Source organism: Gilliamella sp. B3367, assembly GCF_026536825.1.
Classification (GTDB): Bacteria; Pseudomonadota; Gammaproteobacteria; order Enterobacterales; family Orbaceae; genus Gilliamella; species Gilliamella apicola_E.
Genome location: NZ_JAFNNJ010000010.1, coordinates 1 through 20,223, shown reverse-complemented (window position 1 = coordinate 20,223; position 20,223 = coordinate 1). Strand labels below are relative to the sequence as shown.

16 protein-coding genes, 1 tRNA gene and 1 pseudogene are annotated in these 20,223 nt (G+C 35.7%); 12 read left to right on the top strand and 6 right to left on the bottom strand.

Annotated elements, in window-relative coordinates:
- Positions 1 to 376 precede the first annotated feature (376 nt).
- The 8 genes from recC (at position 377) to J3U23_RS11145 (ending at position 8,896) form a co-directional block, all read left to right on the top strand.
- Positions 377 to 3,538 (top strand): exodeoxyribonuclease V subunit gamma, encoded by a 3,162-nt coding sequence (recC, locus tag J3U23_RS11180; protein WP_267339255.1) that lies wholly within the window; start codon positions 377 to 379, stop codon positions 3,536 to 3,538.
- A gap of 8 nt (positions 3,539 to 3,546) precedes the next feature.
- The gene (locus J3U23_RS11175; protein ID WP_267339254.1) at positions 3,547 to 4,338 is read left to right on the top strand and encodes a TatD family hydrolase; all 792 of its coding nucleotides are present in this window, start codon (positions 3,547 to 3,549) and stop codon (positions 4,336 to 4,338) included.
- A 43-nt stretch (positions 4,339 to 4,381) separates the two neighbouring features.
- Positions 4,382 to 5,347 carry a ketopantoate/pantoate/pantothenate transporter PanS gene (gene panS / locus J3U23_RS11170; protein WP_065733586.1) on the top strand — a complete coding sequence of 322 codons (966 nt, stop codon included), beginning with the start codon at positions 4,382 to 4,384 and terminating at the stop codon, positions 5,345 to 5,347.
- 112 nt (positions 5,348 to 5,459) lie between these two features.
- Complete coding sequence (locus tag J3U23_RS11165; RefSeq protein WP_220225337.1) at positions 5,460 to 6,842, top strand: MFS transporter; 1,383 nt, start codon at positions 5,460 to 5,462, stop codon at positions 6,840 to 6,842.
- Positions 6,843 to 6,861: 19 nt separating this feature from the next.
- Entirely contained in the window at positions 6,862 to 7,494 is a 633-nt protein-coding gene (locus tag J3U23_RS11160) for an MBL fold metallo-hydrolase (protein ID WP_065563784.1), read from the top strand.
- Between the two features lie 120 nt (positions 7,495 to 7,614).
- Positions 7,615 to 8,193 carry a biotin transporter BioY gene (locus J3U23_RS11155; protein ID WP_267330528.1) on the top strand — a complete coding sequence of 193 codons (579 nt, stop codon included), beginning with the start codon at positions 7,615 to 7,617 and terminating at the stop codon, positions 8,191 to 8,193.
- On the top strand, positions 8,169 to 8,771 hold the full coding sequence (locus tag J3U23_RS11150; RefSeq protein WP_267339253.1) for a YiiX/YebB-like N1pC/P60 family cysteine hydrolase: 603 nt from the start codon (positions 8,169 to 8,171) through the stop codon (positions 8,769 to 8,771). Before J3U23_RS11155 ends, J3U23_RS11150 begins: the two co-directional genes overlap by 25 nt.
- A gap of 49 nt (positions 8,772 to 8,820) precedes the next feature.
- Positions 8,821 to 8,896: transfer RNA gene (locus J3U23_RS11145), tRNA-Asn, on the top strand.
- Positions 8,897 to 9,269: 373 nt separating this feature from the next.
- Here the strand turns inward: J3U23_RS11145 and J3U23_RS11140 are convergent.
- The 5 genes from J3U23_RS11140 to J3U23_RS11120 all read right to left on the bottom strand — a co-directional run bounded on the left by J3U23_RS11140 (position 9,270) and on the right by J3U23_RS11120 (position 13,364).
- Entirely contained in the window at positions 9,270 to 9,677 is a 408-nt protein-coding gene (locus J3U23_RS11140; RefSeq protein ID WP_267330527.1) for a hypothetical protein, read from the bottom strand.
- Positions 9,678 to 9,726: 49 nt separating this feature from the next.
- Positions 9,727 to 10,071, bottom strand: a complete 345-nt coding sequence (locus tag J3U23_RS11135) for a hypothetical protein (RefSeq protein ID WP_267330526.1) — start codon at positions 10,069 to 10,071, stop codon at positions 9,727 to 9,729.
- 264 nt (positions 10,072 to 10,335) lie between these two features.
- Positions 10,336 to 11,100: a hypothetical protein gene (locus J3U23_RS11130; RefSeq protein ID WP_267339252.1), complete on the bottom strand. Its 765-nt coding sequence runs from the start codon at positions 11,098 to 11,100 to the stop codon at positions 10,336 to 10,338.
- Positions 11,101 to 11,394: 294 nt separating this feature from the next.
- Entirely contained in the window at positions 11,395 to 12,369 is a 975-nt protein-coding gene (locus J3U23_RS11125) for a hypothetical protein (RefSeq protein WP_267339251.1), read from the bottom strand.
- 398 nt (positions 12,370 to 12,767) lie between these two features.
- Positions 12,768 to 13,364, bottom strand: coding sequence for a hypothetical protein (locus J3U23_RS11120; protein WP_267339250.1), 597 nt, complete (start codon positions 13,362 to 13,364; stop codon positions 12,768 to 12,770).
- 979 nt (positions 13,365 to 14,343) lie between these two features.
- Between J3U23_RS11120 and J3U23_RS11115 the strand changes: the two genes are divergently transcribed.
- The 4 genes from J3U23_RS11115 (at position 14,344) to lysS (ending at position 18,684) form a co-directional block, all read left to right on the top strand.
- Positions 14,344 to 15,066 carry a type 1 glutamine amidotransferase gene (locus tag J3U23_RS11115; RefSeq protein WP_267339249.1) on the top strand — a complete coding sequence of 241 codons (723 nt, stop codon included), beginning with the start codon at positions 14,344 to 14,346 and terminating at the stop codon, positions 15,064 to 15,066.
- A 186-nt stretch (positions 15,067 to 15,252) separates the two neighbouring features.
- A complete protein-coding gene (locus J3U23_RS11110; protein WP_065563798.1) occupies positions 15,253 to 15,879 on the top strand; it encodes a Fe-Mn family superoxide dismutase in 627 nt (208 codons plus the stop codon).
- Between the two features lie 166 nt (positions 15,880 to 16,045).
- Positions 16,046 to 17,144, top strand: a protein-coding gene (gene prfB, locus J3U23_RS11105; protein WP_324169944.1) for a peptide chain release factor 2 whose coding sequence is annotated in 2 segments (ribosomal slippage) — positions 16,046 to 16,120 and positions 16,122 to 17,144 — 1,098 coding nt in all. Because the reading frame shifts where the segments join, the coding sequence is not laid out codon by codon here.
- A gap of 25 nt (positions 17,145 to 17,169) precedes the next feature.
- Complete coding sequence (gene lysS, locus J3U23_RS11100) at positions 17,170 to 18,684, top strand: lysine--tRNA ligase (RefSeq protein ID WP_267330522.1); 1,515 nt, start codon at positions 17,170 to 17,172, stop codon at positions 18,682 to 18,684.
- A 265-nt stretch (positions 18,685 to 18,949) separates the two neighbouring features.
- Here lysS and J3U23_RS11095 read toward each other — a convergent pair.
- Positions 18,950 to 20,223 (bottom strand): annotated as a pseudogene (locus tag J3U23_RS11095) (hypothetical protein); the annotation flags it as partial.

Below are 20,223 nucleotides of genomic sequence, written 5' to 3'. Positions count from 1 at the left end.
TTACAAATCTTTAAAATTAGAGCGATTGATCCTCAAAAATTTTATTTTAGAGCTTTGAATTAGAAATTCAGTGATTTTGATATTTTAATAATTTTTTAAGTAAAATTTAAAACCTCAAAAACCCCGCTCCTCAACTTTTTTTAATGGAAAAATACAGCTACTAAAAAGCGCCATAGTTAGAGCAGAATTATTTATTTGAGATAATATTTCAAAACAGAATTTAGACCCCAAAAACCCCACTCCTCAACTTTTTTTACAAAAGCGAGTTGGATGTTATAAGAATTATTACGATATAAAAAACACCGCCTATACGTAACTGGATTTATTAATAACAATCGGCGATAATCAATTTAATAATATTAAAACTAATGTAACCATGTTTACTATTTATCATTCTAATCAAGTCGATTTACTCAAATCATTAGTCAGCGAATTAATGCGCAGAGACCCATTAGAGCAAGTATTTACACCTGATATGGTCATTGTGCAAAGCCAAGGGATGGCGCAGTGGTTACAAATTGAATTGGCTAACGATCTTGGTATTGTGGCTAATGTTGATTTTCCCTTTCCGAGTCAATTTATTTGGCAGTTATACCAAGCCCTTCTGCCTGAGGCACCAATTGAAAATAGTTATAATGTCGAATCAATGACTTGGCGTTTATATTATCTATTGCCAAAAATTATTGAGCGGCCAGAATTTGAAACAATAAAATTTTATCTTAATATTGATAAAGAAGAACGAAAACAGTACCAATTAGCAACTCGCATAGCAAAATTATTTGACCAGTATTTAGTTTATCGCCCAGACTGGCTAGCCAAATGGGAAGCCAATCAAACAGTCACTGAATTGAACAACCATCCGGATGAGAAGTGGCAAGCGGAATTATGGCGTCAACTCATCTCGATTAGCCAACCCTATCATCGTGCTAACATTTATCAACAAATGTTAGAGATTATGTTAGATAGTGACTTTGATCGCGCCCGATTAAACAATTTACCTAAGCGGATTTATATTTTTGGCATCACCTCTTTGCCCCCAATTTATCTATCACTATTATCCGCACTTGGACAACATATAGATGTTCACCTCATGTTTAACAACCCTTGTAAATGGTATTGGGGAGATATTGTTGAAATATCGGATACACAAAACCCACTACTGACATCGTGGGGAAAATTGGGACGAGATAACCTATTTTTATTGCAAGAGTTTCAAAATAAGCAGGATATTGATCTCTTTGTCGACAATGAACGTAATTGCCTATTACATGCTATTCAGCAAGATATTTTAGAGCTCTACCGTGAAGCACCAGTAGATGAAATCGATAACCAAGATAGATCGATAACATTTCATGCTTGTCATAGCGAACAGCGGGAAGTCGAAGTACTTTATGATTATCTATTATCGGCATTTGATGCCGATCCTACACTGGAATTACGTGATTGTATTGTCATGGTTTCAGATATTGATAAGTATGTACCTTATATTCGATCCGTATTTGGAAATGCTGAAGGACAACGTCATTTACCATTTACCATTTCCGATCAAAAAGCGCGTAACATCGATCCAATTGTGCAAGGATTTTTTGCTATTTTAAACTTTACTGAAAGCCGCTTTACTGCCGAAGAGTTATTTAACCTGCTAGAAATCCCAGCAATTGCTGAAAAATTTACCATAAGTGAGCCACAACTAACTTTATTACATACTTGGATTATTGAGTCTGGTATTCGTTTTGGTCTCGAAAATGCTCACAGTTGGCTATTTGGTCTTGAGCGCTTACTACTTGGTTATACCATGAATAGTGAACAAGGTGGCTGGCAACAGATATTACCTTATGATGGGGCTACAGGATTAGATGCCGAATTAATCGGCCAATTAGCAGAATTTATAAAATCTGTACGTAAATGGCTAAATATTTTAAGTGAAGACAAACCGTTATCTGAATGGCAAAGTTGCTGTATTGAGCTTATCAATGACTTCTTTGTTAGCAATACCTCGCGTGAATCAATTTTACTCATGATCCAAGAAGAGTGGGAAAAACTGATCAGCAGTGGTTTAAATGCCAATTTTACCGACAATATTTCGATAACCGTCTTACATGATGCAATGCAAACCCGATTGGAACAAAGCCATTTAGCGCATCGATTCTTAGTTGGTAAAATAAACTTTTGTACTATGATGCCAATGCGTTCTATTCCGTTTAAATTGGTTTGCTTATTAGGTATGAACGATGGTGACTACCCAAGAACATCATTACCTTTAGATTTTGATTTAATTGCACAAAATCCAAGACGCGGCGATCGTAGTCGACGCATTGATGATCGTTATCTATTTTTAGAAGCTATTTTATCGGCACAAAATCAACTCTATATCAGTTATATTGGCCGTGATATGAAAGATGATAGCGAACGTTATCCATCGGTATTGGTTGATGAACTTTGGGATTATATTGTGCAGTATTATGCAACGGATGAAAATTCCACTAAAAAAAATCATCTAATAGATAAATTAAAAACATTGCATACCCGCACCCCATTTAATCCGCTAAATTTCTTAAATGAGCCCAGAAGTTATGCCGATGAGTGGTTACCAGCAGCGTTAAAAGCAGGGGAAAGCCAATCATTTATCAGTGATATCACCAATATGGTTGTTGATAACATCAATTTGGATGAACTAAAGCGATTTTATCAACACTCTATTCGATTTTTTTTACAAAAACGCTTTAATTTTTATATCAATTATTTAGATGACACATTACCCGATGCCGAAAACTTTAGCCTAGATAGCTTGAAACGCTATCAACTCAATTTACAGATTCTAAATGAGATGATCACTAAGGACTCAACTGATAATTTGTATCAACGCCTAACATTGACGGGTGAATTACCAGATGGAGCTTTTGGTGAGATTATTTATGATGAACAATGTGAATTATTACAGCCATTAGCCAACAAAATCATTAAAGAGCGAACCGATCTTTCAACGTCAGAGGTGAATTTAACCATTTCGATAGATAAACAACATTATCAATTACAAGGATGGTTAACTCATGTTCAACAAGATGGCATTTTAACTTGGCGACCGACTAATCTCTCTATCCGTGATGGTATATCATTATGGATTGACCATTTAATTTATTGTATTTTAAATACAGATAAAAGCCAAAGTCGATTATATGGGCGAGAAGACAACCAATGGCGTTTTTCACACATTGATGCTAACCAAGCTTTAGCAATATTAACTGATTTGGTTGACGGTTATATACAAGGTATTAATCAACCGATGTTGTTACCATTACAAAGCGCATGGAGTTGGTTAATTACCGCATATAATCCAAAAACAGCAGAAATTGAGCCGAGTGAAAAAGCCATCAGTAAATTATTAAATGCATGGCAAGGTGGACAATTTCACTCCGCTGAATGTGATAGTTATTACGCAAGATTATACCCTGAGTTGAACAATGAATTAATTGAGCAAATAACCCATCTTGCTCAGCGATTTTTATTACCGGTATTATTACATCAAGTCGAAGAATAGGAGGCATTATGTTTATTGATACACATTGCCATTTCAATTTTCCTGCTTTTGTTACCGATTTAGATAATTCAATCAACCACATTCGCCAAGCTCAGATTACTGGTTTAATTATTCCGGCCGTATGTGCTGATCATTTTAGCCAAATTTTGCAACTCAGCGGACAGTATCATGAACTTTATGCTGCACTTGGCCTACATCCTATATATCAACACTCCCCTACTGACCTTGAAATATTAGTAGATAAAGTTAGTACTCACTTAAAAAAAATAGTCGCTATTGGCGAAATCGGTTTGGATCGTTATGACAACTCGATTGCGTGGCAACAGCAACTTAATTTTTTCCGAGCGCAATTGAGTATAGCCAAGCGCTTTGATTTACCGGTTTTAATCCATTCCCGCAAAACACACGATGTTATCTATCATGAATTACATCAAGCCAATTTACCCTATCGTGGCGTGATCCACGGTTTTTCTGGAAGTTATCAACAAGCCATGCAATTTGTTAAATTAGGCTATTACATTGGTGTGGGTGGCGTAATAAGCTATGCGCGAGCCAATAAAACTCGTCAAACCATCGCCAAATTACCGCTCGAAAGTTTAGTGTTAGAAACCGATGCACCTGACATGCCGTTAAGTGGCCGGCAAGGACAAATCAATCGACCAGAAAATATTGTCGATATTTTTAAGATTCTTTGTCAATTACGTCCTGAAAATCCGATAGAAATACGCGACACAATTCTAACAAATACCTTGACGCTATTTAATAGAATCAATAAAATGGAAATACTAAATCAAACTTAACCATATAATTATTAAAAAATTATTCAGCCACAAGGTGGTGCTTATGTCTCGACGCTATAGTCAGTTATTTGTGCAATCCCTTATTTCACTTACTCGATTATTTCCATTATGGGCAGTGCTTTGCGCAATAATCGCCTATTTTTTACCTAACGCATTCCTTCCAATTCGCCCCCATACATCACAACTATTAATGTTTGTCATGTTTACCATGGGCGTAACGTTAAGTATTGATGATTTTAAACGCGTCGTTACCAAACCTAAAGCGGTAATAATTTGCACCCTACTGCATTATATTGTTATGCCACTAACCGCATTGATCTTATCTAAATTATTTACCATGCGACCTGAGTTATTAGTTGGCATGGTTTTAGTTGGTAGTGTTGCGAGTGGAACCGCCTCGAATGTAATGATTTATCTGGCTAAGGGTGATGTGGCTTTATCGGTCACCATCTCATCAGTATCAACACTTGTTGGTGTCGTGGTCACCCCGCTACTTACACTACTATTAGTCGGCACCACTGTTGAAGTACCAGTATGGGATATGTTAGTACATATTGTCCAAATCGTACTTGTTCCAATATTATTGGGATTAATTGTTCATCACTTTTTATATTCAGTAGTAAAAAAATGTGAGCGCTTCCTACCATTACTCTCAATGTTATGTATTTTATTAATTATTTGCATAGTGGTAGCGGGTAGTCATGCGCTCATTGGTCAAGTCGGTATCACGGTCATTTTTGCCGTAATCATCCATAATGGAATTGGTTTGTTAGGTGGTTATTGGGGAGGACGTTTATTTGGATTTGATGAATCGACCTGCCGAACCATGTCTTTAGAAGTGGGAATGCAAAACTCAGCATTAGCTGCAACACTGGGTACCACCTATTTTTCAGCTTTATCAGCACTGCCAGCTGCGGTATTTTCTGTTTGGCACAATATTTCTGGCTCACTCTTGGCGGGTTATTGGCAAGGCAAACCGGTTAAAGATAAGAAAAAAGCTAATAATTAATTATCATAAAATAGCATTCATGGGCTCTCTTACCCAATCATAAAGGTAAGAGAGCATAATCTTAGCGCTAAGCATATCATTCGTGCAATTTAATAACATTAGGCTGAATAAAATGAATCGCGAATTACCTCCTTTTGTCTATCGAATATTACCTTGGATTGCAGCCTTTGCTTTTTTTATGCAATCGCTTGATACCTCGATTTTAAATACTGCGCTGCCAACCATGGCTAAAGATCTCAATGAATCGCCATTAAATATGCAATCAGCGGTAATTTGTTACGCATTAACCTTGGCACTATTTATTCCGGTAAGTGGGTTTTTATCTGACAAATTTGGTACCAAAAACGTGTTTGTCATGGCGGTCGCACTCTTTACATTAGGATCATTGCTTTGTGCGCTATCTAATTCGTTAATATTCTTAGATATATCAAGAGTAATTCAAGGCATTGGTGGCTCAATGATGGTCCCCGTTTCCCGTTTGGTTTTAATTAAGGCATTTAAACGTAATGAGTTTTTATCCGCATTAAATACTGCCACCATTCCCGGATTAATTGGACCAGTACTCGGACCTGTTTTAGGTGGTTATTTGGTTGATATGGTAAGTTGGCATTGGGTCTTTTTGATTAATTTGCCCATTGGTATTTTAGGCGTACTTGTCAGCTTAAAATATATGCCGAACCTAAAAGGTGAACACATGCCTTTTGACGCATTTGGATTTATTTTTATTGTTATTACCTTCATCAGCGCGACGCTGAGTATTGAATGTTTAAATGAAGGCCAACAATATTATTTACCGCTATCGCTTGCTATTATTAGCATCGTATTTCTCTTTATTTATCGTAGCTACGCCAAAAAGAGACAAGCACCGCTGTTTCCACTCTCATTATTCAATATCCGTACATTCAAAATTGGCATTATCGGGAATTTAGTTTGTCGCTTAGGTATTTCAGGTGTACCTTTTCTTATTCCGTTATTTTTACAGGTTGGATTTGGCTATTCAGCCATGTTTGCCGGAATGATGTTAGTACCAATGGCGATCGCTTCAATTTTTACACGCTTTTTTATTACCAAATTATTAGCTCGATTAGGTTATCGTTTTGTGCTGGTTGCTAATACTATTTTGGCGGGAATATTGATTCTTTTACTGTCATTATTAAATCTAACCACACCACTAGTCATATTAGGTATTTTACTATTTTGTATTGGTGGCGTTAACTCAATGCAATTTACCTCAATGAATAGTATAACTTTAGCTAACCTACAAGGCGAAAACACTAGCAGTGGCAATAGTTTAATGGCGGTCAATCAACAATTAGCTATTAGTTTTGGTACTGGCTTTGGTGCGGTATTGGTTAGATTATTTAGCAACTCAACAACGACTATTCACGCATTTCAGCTATCCTTTGTTATACTAGGTGTGGTAACTATGCTATCAAGCATAATCTTTGCTCAATTAACAAAAGAAGATGGTCAAAATTTAACGGCTCGGCACTAAACAACAAGGAGATAACAATATGTTTCAGTATCAAATCATTCCCGTTACAGCTTTTCAAGAAAACTGTAGCATTATTTGGTGTGATGAAACAAATCAAGCCGCATTTATCGACCCAGGTGGTGAGCCAGAACTACTAAAAAAAGCAGTTGAAAAGCTTAATGTAGATATTAAACAAATACTGCTTACCCACGGTCATTTAGATCATGTTGGTGCAGCGGTGGAATTAGCTAAACACTATAACGTTAAAATTATTGGCCCTAGCCAAGAAGATGAATTTTTACTGTCAGGCTTACCACAACAATGCATACAATTTGGTTTTCCTCACATTGATAGCTTTTTACCCGATCGCTGGTTAACCGAAGGTGAACAAATAAAAGTAGGAAATGTCACTTTAGATGTTTTATTCTGCCCAGGTCATACTCCGGGCCATATCGTATTTATTAACAAACAAGATAAAATTGCGTTTGTGGGTGATGTGCTGTTCAAAAGCAGTATTGGACGAACCGACTTTCCTCGCGGAAATCATGCAGATCTGATCTCATCAATTACCCATAAACTCTTTCCATTAGGCGACGATTTTATCTTTGTACCTGGTCATGGCCCGATGTCGAGCTTTGGTAATGAACGAATGACTAACCCTTACTTAGTATAACGTCACTATTTATTTAAATAGATTAAAGAATAATGTAAACTTTTTTGAAACAAAAGAGTTTACATTATAAATTTTTGTATTATTATTGCACTACTGTTTATCTTTTAATGGTAGAAAATAATGAAACTCACAACATATTATCCAACTTATATCAATACACTATTTAACTTATCATCTTGGCAACGCAAACTGTGTGCAACTACAGGGGCGGCCCTACTGCTAGGGTTAGCAGCTAATATCAGTATTCCCACATACCCAGTACCATTCACACTTCAATCGTTAGCCGTATTGTTAATTGGCGCTTTTTTAGGTCGTAAACTAGGTGCATTAACCATACTTCAATATCTCTTTTTAGGTGCAATGGGATTACCACTATTCGCTAACGGTAGCGGTGGAATTATGGCATTAGCTTCACCGTCATCAGGTTATTTGTATGGTTATATATTTAGTGCTTATTTAGCCGGTTTTGCTGCAGAAAAAGGGTACGATCGTCACTTTATTTTAGGATTAATTGCCTTTGCTTGTGCACATCAACTCTTATTTGTATTTGGTGTCGTTTATCTAATGGGATATTTGCATATTTCACTTATCGAAGCATTAAAAGTCGGCTACTTACCTTTCGTTGGTGTTGATGCAGCTAAATTTATTATTGCAACTTGCGTAATGTTCTCATTATGGCGCCACCACGCACGCAAATAACCATGCAAATTGGCGATATTATTTTCCAAGCCCAGAATGAAGAAAGCGAATTCAATACCGCAGTGACGCATTCTGGTGCCGACACGGATGAAATAATCAAACAGATAAACCATGTTGGATTATATATTGGTAATAATATCGTCATAGAAGCCACTCAACAGCATGGAGTGATTCAACAACCCCTTAATGACTTTTTAGCGAGGGCTAAATATAATCTGGTCGCAACCATTTATGATGATTCAGTCATCAAAAATGCAATAACCCGAGTTAAAACGTGTTTAGGATTGCCCTATAACCATAGTTTCCGTGCTGAAGATGAAGGATTTTACTGTAGCGAATTAATTACTTATGCCTTTAAATACCCATCAGGTGAAGACTATTTTCAGCGCTATCCAATGAATTTCAAAGATTCTGCGACTGGCCAAATTATTCCTTATTGGATCAAATACTACCAAAAACAACCCATCCCGCAAGGCGAACTTGGCTCACACCCTCAGCAATTACTTAGACAAAAAGCCCTATTCAAAACAATCGTGAATCATCATAAATGCGTTAAAAATACAGTTAAAAAAATTTAACAGTTGACATGGGGCGATTAAATCTATAATATGCGCGCTACATTTCGGTTCCTCCATAGTTCAGTCGGTAGAACGGCGGACTGTTAATCCGTATGTCACAGGTTCAAGTCCTGTTGGAGGAGCCAACTTTTCACTTTATCTCATATCTATACATCTCTATTTGATTATAAATCAATATCTTGTATTTTTTTTAGTATTCCTCTTATCCATATACATCTATCAATTTTTCTATCAATTCAATATTTTTTCGGGTTTAAATGCGGGTCAGCAAAAATGCTCTTTTTTTTCATCACTAATCTATCGCCTCTAAAGCGTCAGAGCCTTCGGGTGTATAAAAATGGAATAAATAACTTTCATTAGTTCTTTTGGAGAAGTTACGAAACCTAATTAAAAGTATTAAAAATTTATTCATTATTTCCAATCTACATTGTTATTCTTTATCATGCTTTTATATTAAGATTAATCTATTGATTGGACTAATATCCAAGGATTGAATTATTATTTAGGTATAGTTGAAAGTTCCTTTAACTCGACTTCGTACAAATCATCAAAGTTGTATATTTTTTTAGATATTATTTTATTTCTTTCATATTGCGTAATGATTTTGTAGTCTTTACCGAACTCGTCGGGGTGGTAATATGTAGTTTCTATCAATTCCCCTTTTTCATTATATTTTTTCCATAACCCAACTTGGATTCCTGTACCATTATAACTTCCTTGACATCCTGATAATTTTAATTTTCCATTTGGAAAATACTCTATTATAGGTTTTTGACATGAAGCACTATCAGTTGATAAAGTTTTATTAAAATCATGTTCATTTTCGTCTGCAAAACTTGTATTGCATGAACATGAAATGAATACTATTGCAAATAGTAAATTTAAATTCTTTTTAAAATTGCTCATAATTAAAATTTTTTTAGTTTTTTTTCATCCAAATGATTGTATTTACTATTTAATGGATCGATTCAAAATTGCCATTTTTATTTATTTTAAATTTTAATAAATGTGATTCTATTTTAGGTACTGTGGTGTGTTTGATAATATTTCCTCTATCATCAATTAAAACCTCATTTTTAGAAAATTCTTGAATGAATATATTTCCATCTTTATCAATGGCAAAATCATTCCAGTAGGTGACTTCAAATGTGAATCTATTGTCTATTAATAAAGCATCAATCCTATTTCCTGCATGATCATAACTGTTTATTTGAAAAAATAAACAGGGATATTCTGACTCAACCCATCCTTCGTATATAATCCCTGTAACTCTTTGTAAACCAATTGAAACGTCTAACACAGGGTAATAATATTTTGATATTGAATAATAATCATGAAAATTTTTAGGCTTAATATTTTTTTCTAATTGGGTAAATTCTTTTTTTCCAAAAATTGAGCATTTATTTTATAAGTACCCGTATTTTCATCATAAGAATAAAATTTCTTTAACCCATCAGATGTAAAAGCAAAGTATGTTGAATGGCGGTATTTTTCGTACTGCCATTTGAACTACCGATGATAATTAGCATAAAAAACAGAAAAAGAAGGATATGTTTCTTCATTTTTAATCTCTTTTATAAACTTCAATCATTTTATTATCCATAAAGTCTGGTGATTGAAAATAATATTTTTTATCCTTAATAAACAGGGTAAAGATAAAATCGCCTTGTGTTTGTTCTTTTGCTAATCTTTGATAGGCGCAAATATTGTCATCGTCTTTTAGGAATAATGGTAAATCATAATCAAGCGTATTGAGTTTAATCTTAGTATCACTAATAGTAACAGTTAAATTAGTGGAAAAATAATGACCATTAAAATCTTTTAAGGTAGTTGGTTGATATTGCGAAATAGTGTTAATTGCTGTTTGATAATGTTGTTTGTAGCGTTCTTCTAACTCAGGATGTTGTTCGACTAATGCTTCGGTGACAAAGTCCCCTAGAAAGTATCGAGAATTTTTAGGATCTCGATAAGAATATAGTTGTGATTGTTCAGTGTGCTTATCGGTAAGTAAAAACCATGACTGCGAACCTAACAGGATATCATAAAGTTTATTATTTTTCGTTAATTCAGCTTTAATATAGATACCATCAGGGGTAAAACCATAGAAATGTTCAAAATTAACATCATCAGGTAAGTACTCTTCGTGCTTATTTTGAGTAATTTCGAGAATATTGTCTGCACTTAAATTCCAATCTAAACACATTTGATAATAAATTAGATTTCGAAATTTTAAATCATGACATGACTTAGAAATATTGGTAATCTCATCTTGCGCTTTACAAGAGAAAATTATTAATAAGCTTGTTATCAGTATTAAAAATTTATTCATTATTTTACTCTTAAACTGTTAAATTTTTTTATATAATTAATGCCAATAATTCATCATTTTTTTATATACATCTTTTCCTTCATTTGGATCTTTTGCACATAAATCTTCGTGACATTTTACATCATCAATTGTTAAATTATAGTGTTGTAAAAGAAATTTAACTAAACAAGATAATGACTTAGCTTACTCTTCTGTTACCTCCTGCCAATAGCCGTGAGGTAATATTGTTTACTTACCACCATTCATATTTATGAGGGTGATAAGCATAATAATCGTTTGTTTACTACACAATCTTTAATTCAATTCATCAATTTCTTTATCCACAAATTTGCGTTCGACAAGCTCACCGTCTTTATAGGTTTCTGTGTACAAAAGTTTGCCTTTTTTGCGAGTGGATAAGATGGGTTCATACAGTTCATTATATTGTTGTTCTAATTGATGACATTTCCAAATACCAGCAGGCAGGCCATTTTTGTATTCCGATTCGAGATAAATATAACCGATACCTAAAGGCGCATATTTACTGCCTGTTATCTCTATCCATACCCCCTCGCGAGTATGGTTTTGAACTAAACCTTCCTCTGTATCATTAAGATCTGTATTTTGAAAAGAACCATTAGTATCATAATAGCGGATGAATTTGCCTTGGGGTGTCAGTTGGTATGTTCTTTTTTCATTAGCAGCACTGTCTGTCTCATCACTACCAAAATCCCTAATAATTATTTTCCCATTATCATAATAGAAAAATCGATAGCTTCTACCCAGATCATTTCCATATTCGTAAGTGGCTGCTAATTTATCCACAATTTGATCAGAGCTGATAGAGATAATGGATTGAAAAATAAGGTGTCTTCCATACTCGCAATGGTTGCATTCTAACTCAAGGTTCTCGGTGGTGAGTAGAAACAGATCAAACTGAGGAAAGCCGGCTATTTTTTCCACATGAACTGTAATCTTCTGGTTTAAAATATCGTTGATATTAAATGGGATATCATAGGAATCCTGAACAATCTGCTTTAAATTTTCTTGGGTTAAAGTAATCTTATAGGATTGTTCTGATTGGGACTGCTTATCTAAATTTCCGGCTAATTCATCAAAAGCCTTTTCATTCCCCGAACGTTCACTTTCTGTTTCTGCATGTTGCCAATGTGTTGCAAAGGGATATAAAACATGTTTATCACCAATTGGCGGGCTGGCAAGCGGAGCTTGCATAATTTGGGTAATAAGATCGTCTTTTTTATTTTTATTAATCGGTTGGCTATTCGCCATTTGATTACTCATAAATAAGAGGGTTATACATACTATTATCAATCTCATTGCCAATATTCCTTGTACATTTTTTACTCCCCCGTACTTTAAAAAATGCTTGTATAGAATAACGGGTGCAGTATATGAGTGCGGTTTTCAGAATTTATGGAGAGTATATACCTGATTTCAGATAATAGTGAATTTATTTTAGGTGGATTTTTAATTGATAAGTTACTATGAATATTAACAATTTTTGCCAATATACTTTTTTATTATCACGCATATTATGCACGGCAATCCATAGTAAAAAAATCCTGAATAATTATATATCATTTAGTCGCAATAAATTGGTATATCATTATTCAGGATTTTTATGTTGATTTTCTATAAAACTATTTAAAACTAATTCTTTTTTAAAACTATAATTTTCTATTGCCTAATACGCCATATTTGAAGTAATCTTCCATACCTATATTATCCTCAGTATTATAATCAGCAGGTATAGGGCAGTCCAATATTTTGGTCTCAATTGGTAAAGGTTTTAATTTTATTTCCTTAGTGACTTCATAAATTTTTTCAATCTCAAAAAAAACATTTTCTTCATCAAATGTCCCCAAACAAATTCCATTTTTATTATTTTCTAATCGAACATCAATAGAATATACATATTTATTAGCAACGGGGAGCACATCTCTTAAAATGTCATTTTTATCATATAAGAGAATATAATAATTTTTATGATTATCTTTAATTTCAATGGGTCGAACATAATAAAACTCTGCATCAAGACCAAAAGTATCTGGAAGCATATAGTCTTCATTATTAAGCTTAAAAAGCTTGTCTAACTCTTTTGATTTAAAATAATCATTATTTCGATCATATTGTGCTTCATAGACAAATTTTGTATCTATATATTGATTTTCGTAGGCATTACAACCGAATGGTAAAAAAATTGCTAAAAATAAACTAATCAAATAGTTTTTAATTTTAGTGCGGTTTATTTTCATTTTCATCATCTTTATCTTTGGTATTATAGGAATTTAGTCTAATTTTTGCCGATATATTTTTTTATTACCACGCATTTTATGCACTGCAATCCATAGTATAAAAATCTAGAATGGTTAAATACCATTTATTATCTAATTGGGTTAGATAAAATATAATTCTTTGATGTCTTTGTTTATAAGTTACGATATATCATAATTATCTAATCTTCTTTCGAGTAACTGTTTCTTTATTTCGTTACTTAATAATTGTGGTTAATTAACCGCTTTATAAAAAGCAAAAAAATATCAAAAAAGTAATATGTGGTAAAAATTGCTTCATAGGGTTTTCTCTTTTGTATTTTTACGTTTTAAAAAAAACAGTATAAGTAAAACTGAAATATAAAGAATTAAAGGAATCTTATAAATCATATCAATGATATTTTGTCCTATCATTTCATTTTCATCAGGAAACAAAACATAATAACTATTGTGACTTAAATAATTAATATAATTATAATTTTCAGAAAGAGGATTCAATTTTAGCGCCAAAAAGACAGTAGGATCATCGTTGCAAATAAGAATTTGGGTAAAACCTTTAATTAATAGTAATAGTATTATTAAGATCTTTAATAATTTCATATTGTCATCCATTTATAATCTTATTGAACTGATTGAATTTCGACTTTAATTCGGGGATGTGCTTCATAGATATTAATTTTTCCCTATTCTTTTCTTCCAATAATATAATGATATTCAATATCTACCCAATTATTTTTTACAATATGTCTTTTTTCTACTTGATTAACTTTTGTAGTAAAACCATAAAATCTCTCACAAAAACCAATTTTACGAATTCTAAATCCGACTAAAGCAGATTTTTATACCAAATATCTCCCCCACAAAACGCCAAATCTTCACATTTCATAATAAAAGATTCATAATAAACTTCGCGTTTAATTGTCCATATTCGATATAAAATAGAATCGATAAGATTAAAGGAGATTGACCAATGCATGTGCACTTTATCATCCACGAAGATTTCGAAGCACCTGGCGCATATGAGCAATGGGCAAAAATGCATCAACACACCATTAGTTATTCTCGTGTTTATCTTGGTGAGCCGCTTCCCGATAAGATAGATAAGATTGATATGTTGATTATTATGGGTGGTCCTCAATCACCAGCAACGACTAAAAAAGAGTGTCCACATTTTGACTCATTAGCCGAGCAAGCCATCATATCTACGGCAATCAAATCACAAAAAATAGTCATCGGTGTCTGTCTTGGCTCGCAATTAATTGGTGAAGCCTTAGGTGCACATTTCGAGCATAGTCCGGAAAAAGAGATTGGCAAATTCCCAATTACGTTGACTGAAGCAGGCAAAAAAAATCCGCTTTTTGCGCATTTCGGTGATAGTTTGGCGGTCGGCCACTGGCACAATGATATGCCGGGTTTAACTCAAGATGCCAAAATCATTGCCTATAGTGAAGGCTGTCCACGGCAAATCATTGCCTATGGTCCATTCGTGTATGGTTTCCAATGTCATATGGAGCTAACCCATGACGTGGTTGAACAACTTATTGCTCACTCTGAAAACGACCTAAAACAAGCCGAGAAATACCGTTTTATTGATACTCCCCAGCAACTTCGTTTACATGACTATTCTGAAATGAATCAAAAGCTTTTTGGATTTCTAGACAAGTTAAGCCTTTTATCACAGACCCAAAAATAATAAATTTGATGATGATATAGAAACAATCCAAAGCTATATCATCAAAAAATCATAAGTAACGAAAATTAAACAAAAATTAGGATAGCCACCAGCTATCTAAGTAATAGTTTGTGAGATATATTGATAGTTCGTATACTCATAAAATAATGTAGTTAATAATTCCGATTAGATGAAAGGAGCGATTCCATGGCTTACACACTACCCCCTCTACCTTATGCTTATGATGCTTTAGAACCTTATATTGATACTGAAACAATGCATCTACACCATGATAAACATCATCAAACTTACGTAAACAATGCCAACGCATTATTAGAAACCCTACCTGCTGAATTAAACGATTTTTGTCCAGAAACATTATTAAAAAATTTAGACAAAGTACCAGCAGACAAATTGACTGGAATTAAAAACAATGTCGGTGGTCACGTTAATCACACCCTATTTTGGGAACTGCTAAAAATTGGAACCGAGCTTAAGGGCGAACTTAAAGCGGCAATAGAAAAAGATTTTGGTTCGGTTGATGCGTTTAAAGAAAAATTCTCAGCAGCGGCTGCAACCCGTTTTGGTTCAGGTTGGGCGTGGTTAGTATTGAAAAATGACAAACTTGAAGTCGTGTCAACCGCGAATCAAGATACCCCAATTATGGGCGAAAAATTTGCCGGCGTTTCAGGCACACCAATTCTAGCGCTTGATGTTTGGGAACATGCTTACTACTTAAAATACCAAAACCGCCGTGCGGATTACATTGGTGCATTTTGGAATGTCATCAATTGGGACAAAGTCGCTCAATTATATGCAGCAGCCAAAAAATAATCATCTCAAATAAACCTAAAAAATGACGCTTTATGCGTCATTTTTATTTTTTAGCATAGCGTTAAACGATCGCATTTACTCAAATGGCTAAAGCAAAGTCATTGCTAAGTTATACTTAAATCCGTTACAATGTACGATTAGTTAAAAACAGCAAAAATAGCAAAACATGTTTGAAATTAATCCTATCAAATCAAAAATAACCGAATTAACCGAACGAACGAATGTCATTCGGGGGTATCTTTGACTATGACCTCAAAAAAGAGCGTCTAGAGGAAGTCAATGCCGAACTAGAACAATCCGAAGTTTGGGCCGATCCAGAAAAGGCACAAGCATTAGGCAAAGAACGCGTCGCGCTAGAAGATATCATCAATACCATCAATACCTTAGAACAAGGTCTGGACGACGTCGAAGGTCTACTTGAACTTGCTATTGAAGCAGAAGATCAAGACACTTTTGACGAAGCCAATCAAGAAGTTGAACAACTCGAAAAAAAACTAGCCGGTCTTGAATTTCGCCGAATGTTTTCGGGTGATTATGACAGTGCTGACTGTTACTTAGATATCCAATCAGGCTCAGGGGGTACTGAAGCCCAAGATTGGGCGGAGATGTTACTGCGAATGTACTTACGCTGGGCTGAATCGAAAGGTTTTACAACCGAAGTGATGGAAGTATCAGACGGCGATGTAGCTGGCATAAAATCAGCCACAATCAAAGTAACCGGCGATTATGCTTATGGTTGGTTACGCACTGAAACCGGTGTGCACCGCTTAGTACGAAAAAGCCCATTTGACTCAGGAAACCGCCGTCATACCTCATTTGCATCGGTATTTGTCTATCCAGAAGTTGATGACAATATTGATATCGACATCAATCCAGCCGATCTACGCATTGACGTTTATCGGGCATCGGGCGCGGGTGGTCAGCATGTTAATAAAACCGAATCTGCTGTACGTATTACCCACGTACCAACGGGAATTGTGACACAATGTCAAAATAACCGCTCGCAACATAGCAATAAAGATCAGGCCATGAAACAGTTAAAAGCCAAACTGTATGAGCTTGAAATGCACAAAAAGAATGCCGAAAAACAACAAATGGAAGAAAACAAATCTGACATTGGTTGGGGCAGCCAAATTCGTTCGTATGTACTTGATGATTCACGAATCAAAGACTTACGCACCGGCGTTGAAACACGCAATACTCAAGCCGTATTAGACGGCGATTTAGATCAATTTATTGAAGAAAGCTTAAAAGCCGGTTTATAACTGGTGATAAATAAAAGGTAAAATTATGTCAACACAGCAAGAGCAACAAAACCATATTGAAGAGTTAAATAACGAGCTTACAATACGTCGTGAAAAGCTAGCTGCAATTCGCGAACAAGGCATTGCTTTCCCGAATGATTTCCGTCGTGACGCAATTTCAAGCGATCTTCATAAATTGTATGATGAAAAAACTAACGAAGAGTTAATTGAAAACAAAATTACTGTAACCGTTGCGGGTCGAATGATGATGCGCCGTATTATGGGTAAAGCCTCATTTGTATCATTACAAGATGTTGCAGGGCAAATCCAACTCTATGTCACTCGTGATGATCTACCCGAAAACTACTACAACGAACAATTCAAAAAATGGGATCTTGGTGACATCGTTGGGGCTAAAGGCTACTTATTCAAAACCAAAACAGGCGAACTATCAATCCACTGTGAAGAAATCCGCCTACTAACAAAAGCATTACGCCCATTACCCGATAAATTCCATGGCTTAGCAGATCAAGAAATGCGCTATCGTCAACGTTACCTTGATTTAATTACTAATCAACAATCACGTGACACCTTTATTGCGCGCTCAAAAGTGGTAACTGAAATTCGTAACTTTATGTTAGAAAACCACTTTATGGAAGTTGAAACCCCAATGATGCAAGTCATCCCAGGTGGTGCATCAGCCAAACCATTTATTACGCACCATAATGCGCTTGATCTAGACATGTATTTACGAATTGCGCCAGAACTTTACTTAAAACGTCTAGTAGTAGGTGGATTTGAGCGTGTATTTGAAATCAACCGCAATTTCCGAAACGAAGGGGTATCGCCAAGACATAATCCTGAATTCACCATGATGGAAATGTATATGGCTTATGCCGATTATAAAGATTTGATCGTATTAACTGAAGCGTTATTCCGTCGTTTAGCCATTGCCGTGACGGGGAATGCCGTAGTGCAATATGGCGAACATACTTTTGATTTCGGCAAACCATTTATCAAAATGACCATGCGTGAAGCAATCTGCCATTATCGCCCAGAAACCAATAATGCTGATTTAGATGATTTTGACAAAGCCTGTGCGATTGCAAAAGCAGTGGGAATCAAAGTTGAAAAAGGCTGGGGACTTGGTCGAGTGGTAACTGAAATATTTGAAGAAGTGGCTGAAGCAAACCTCATTCAACCAACATTTATCACCGAATACCCGGCAGAAGTCTCACCACTTGCTCGTCGAAACGATGAAAACCCATTTGTAACAGACCGCTTTGAATTCTTTATTGGTGGACGTGAAATTGGTAACGGCTTCTCAGAACTTAATGATGCCGAAGACCAAGCACAACGTTTTGCCGACCAAGTATCACAAAAAGACGCGGGTGATGATGAAGCAATGTTTTATGATGAAGATTACATCACCGCATTAGAACATGGCTTACCGCCAACAGCAGGGCTAGGAATTGGGATTGACCGAACCGTAATGCTATTTACCAATAGCCATACCATTCGGGACGTCATTTTATTCCCAACAATGCGTCCAGTTAAATAGTTTCGACAAAGTTAATCAAACTCACTTATTCACCAATAAGTGAGTTTTTTTATATCAAAAACCCCGCTCCTCAACTTTTTTTGCGATAAAACACCTCAAAAATAAACCCGCCGAGGCGGGTAATTCAAACGTCGCTTAGCCGCAAAATCGCTTTTTTTATGGCTAAACGACGTTGACTCTTCGAGTCAGCTTACTTTTAATCACCTAATACTATTTTTTATCACCCCCGCCCCCGCCCTAAGGATTAAGGACGAAGAAATAAAAACTAAGGATGGGAGCAAAGTCCGTAGCTGTCGTTGTAGCTCTGACTCACGTTACCGTTGTCTGTGTCCACGATAAACTGGTACCTACCATTCGGGTCACTAGTCCAGTACCAACGGCTGAGGAAGCCAACGCCTGAGTAAGTGTCCATACGACCCCACTCCGTGAAAAATCCAGAACCTATATGACGCATGTAAAGATTATTAGGAGAAGAAGGAGTGGCGCCGACTGAACCACTACACGAATCGCCTGAACCGATACCACGACAAGATGCATTGGTTAAATCCTTTACCTTAACAAGACGATAACCAATACTATTACACCAAGATAATGTATTAGAATAAGTGTCCCGCTTAGAACCACGGTTCACGAACCACTGCTTCAAAGTAAAACCATATTTGACAACTGGAGTACCATTACTATCACGACCGACCAACTCGAAAGTCTGAGGCAAAGTAGGGTTAGAAATAGGACTAGGACTGTCTGAATTATGCTGGGATTCGGTAGCGTAAGGACCAGTTAAAGTAACACGAACCCCTCCTGTAATAACTGGTGAATTTGTCATGGTAGCAGTAATACCACCATGAGACACTGGAGACCAAGACAACGAACCTCCACCACCAATGTCTAAATCAAAGTACAATCCATTAGCACCAGTTGTAGGAAAGTTTCTACCGTAAAGTGATGGCTCAGTTGACTGAGGGATAAAACCATTAGCAGGGTCCCACATTGAAGCTGGACCTGCATATTGACCAGTACCCAAATTCAAATTAGGTCTGGCAAAACAAACCACAGGCGCAGCCTTAGGATTGACGTAATAAGTCACATTACTGGCATTGAAAGTACTACGATTAGGAACGCCATAACGAGTAGATAATGTACCGTCAGTACTGGATAACATAACACGATAAGGTGCGTTACAAATCTCTGGCACTGTACTACGTGATACCGTTTGACCGCTTTTATCGACGATAGATAAACTTAACGTACCTGTAGCAGTAACGTCAGCATCACCATCATCATCACCCCAATAATTATTAGGAGGACCGATAAGAGAACTCAAAGCGACTGAATTTGTATCAGTAGGAACGAACATACGAATATCAGCAAAACTCTGACCCGCAACCGGCAAGACGATTGGGGTTGTAGATGAAGTATTATTAGAAGGCGTGTAATTAGCTCCGTTAGATAGTGTAATCCCAAGCAGACCATTAGTATCAACTGCACGAGTACGACCACCGTCGAAAGTCAGATAAGGTGCACTACCCTGTATCGCAT

Coding starts and splice junctions, on each gene's coding strand:
- recC (WP_267339255.1), top strand. CDS start 377: ATGTTTACTATTTATCATTCTAATCAAGTCGATTTACTCAAATCATTA.
- J3U23_RS11175 (WP_267339254.1), top strand. CDS start 3,547: ATGTTTATTGATACACATTGCCATTTCAATTTTCCTGCTTTTGTTACC.
- panS (WP_065733586.1), top strand. CDS start 4,382: ATGTCTCGACGCTATAGTCAGTTATTTGTGCAATCCCTTATTTCACTT.
- J3U23_RS11165 (WP_220225337.1), top strand. CDS start 5,460: ATGAATCGCGAATTACCTCCTTTTGTCTATCGAATATTACCTTGGATT.
- J3U23_RS11160 (WP_065563784.1), top strand. CDS start 6,862: ATGTTTCAGTATCAAATCATTCCCGTTACAGCTTTTCAAGAAAACTGT.
- J3U23_RS11155 (WP_267330528.1), top strand. CDS start 7,615: ATGAAACTCACAACATATTATCCAACTTATATCAATACACTATTTAAC.
- J3U23_RS11150 (WP_267339253.1), top strand. CDS start 8,169: ATGGCGCCACCACGCACGCAAATAACCATGCAAATTGGCGATATTATT.
- J3U23_RS11140 (WP_267330527.1), bottom strand. CDS start 9,677: ATGAGCAATTTTAAAAAGAATTTAAATTTACTATTTGCAATAGTATTC.
- J3U23_RS11130 (WP_267339252.1), bottom strand. CDS start 11,100: ATGAATAAATTTTTAATACTGATAACAAGCTTATTAATAATTTTCTCT.
- J3U23_RS11125 (WP_267339251.1), bottom strand. CDS start 12,369: ATGGCGAATAGCCAACCGATTAATAAAAATAAAAAAGACGATCTTATT.
- J3U23_RS11120 (WP_267339250.1), bottom strand. CDS start 13,364: ATGATGAAAATGAAAATAAACCGCACTAAAATTAAAAACTATTTGATT.
- J3U23_RS11115 (WP_267339249.1), top strand. CDS start 14,344: ATGCATGTGCACTTTATCATCCACGAAGATTTCGAAGCACCTGGCGCA.
- J3U23_RS11110 (WP_065563798.1), top strand. CDS start 15,253: ATGGCTTACACACTACCCCCTCTACCTTATGCTTATGATGCTTTAGAA.
- lysS (WP_267330522.1), top strand. CDS start 17,170: ATGTCAACACAGCAAGAGCAACAAAACCATATTGAAGAGTTAAATAAC.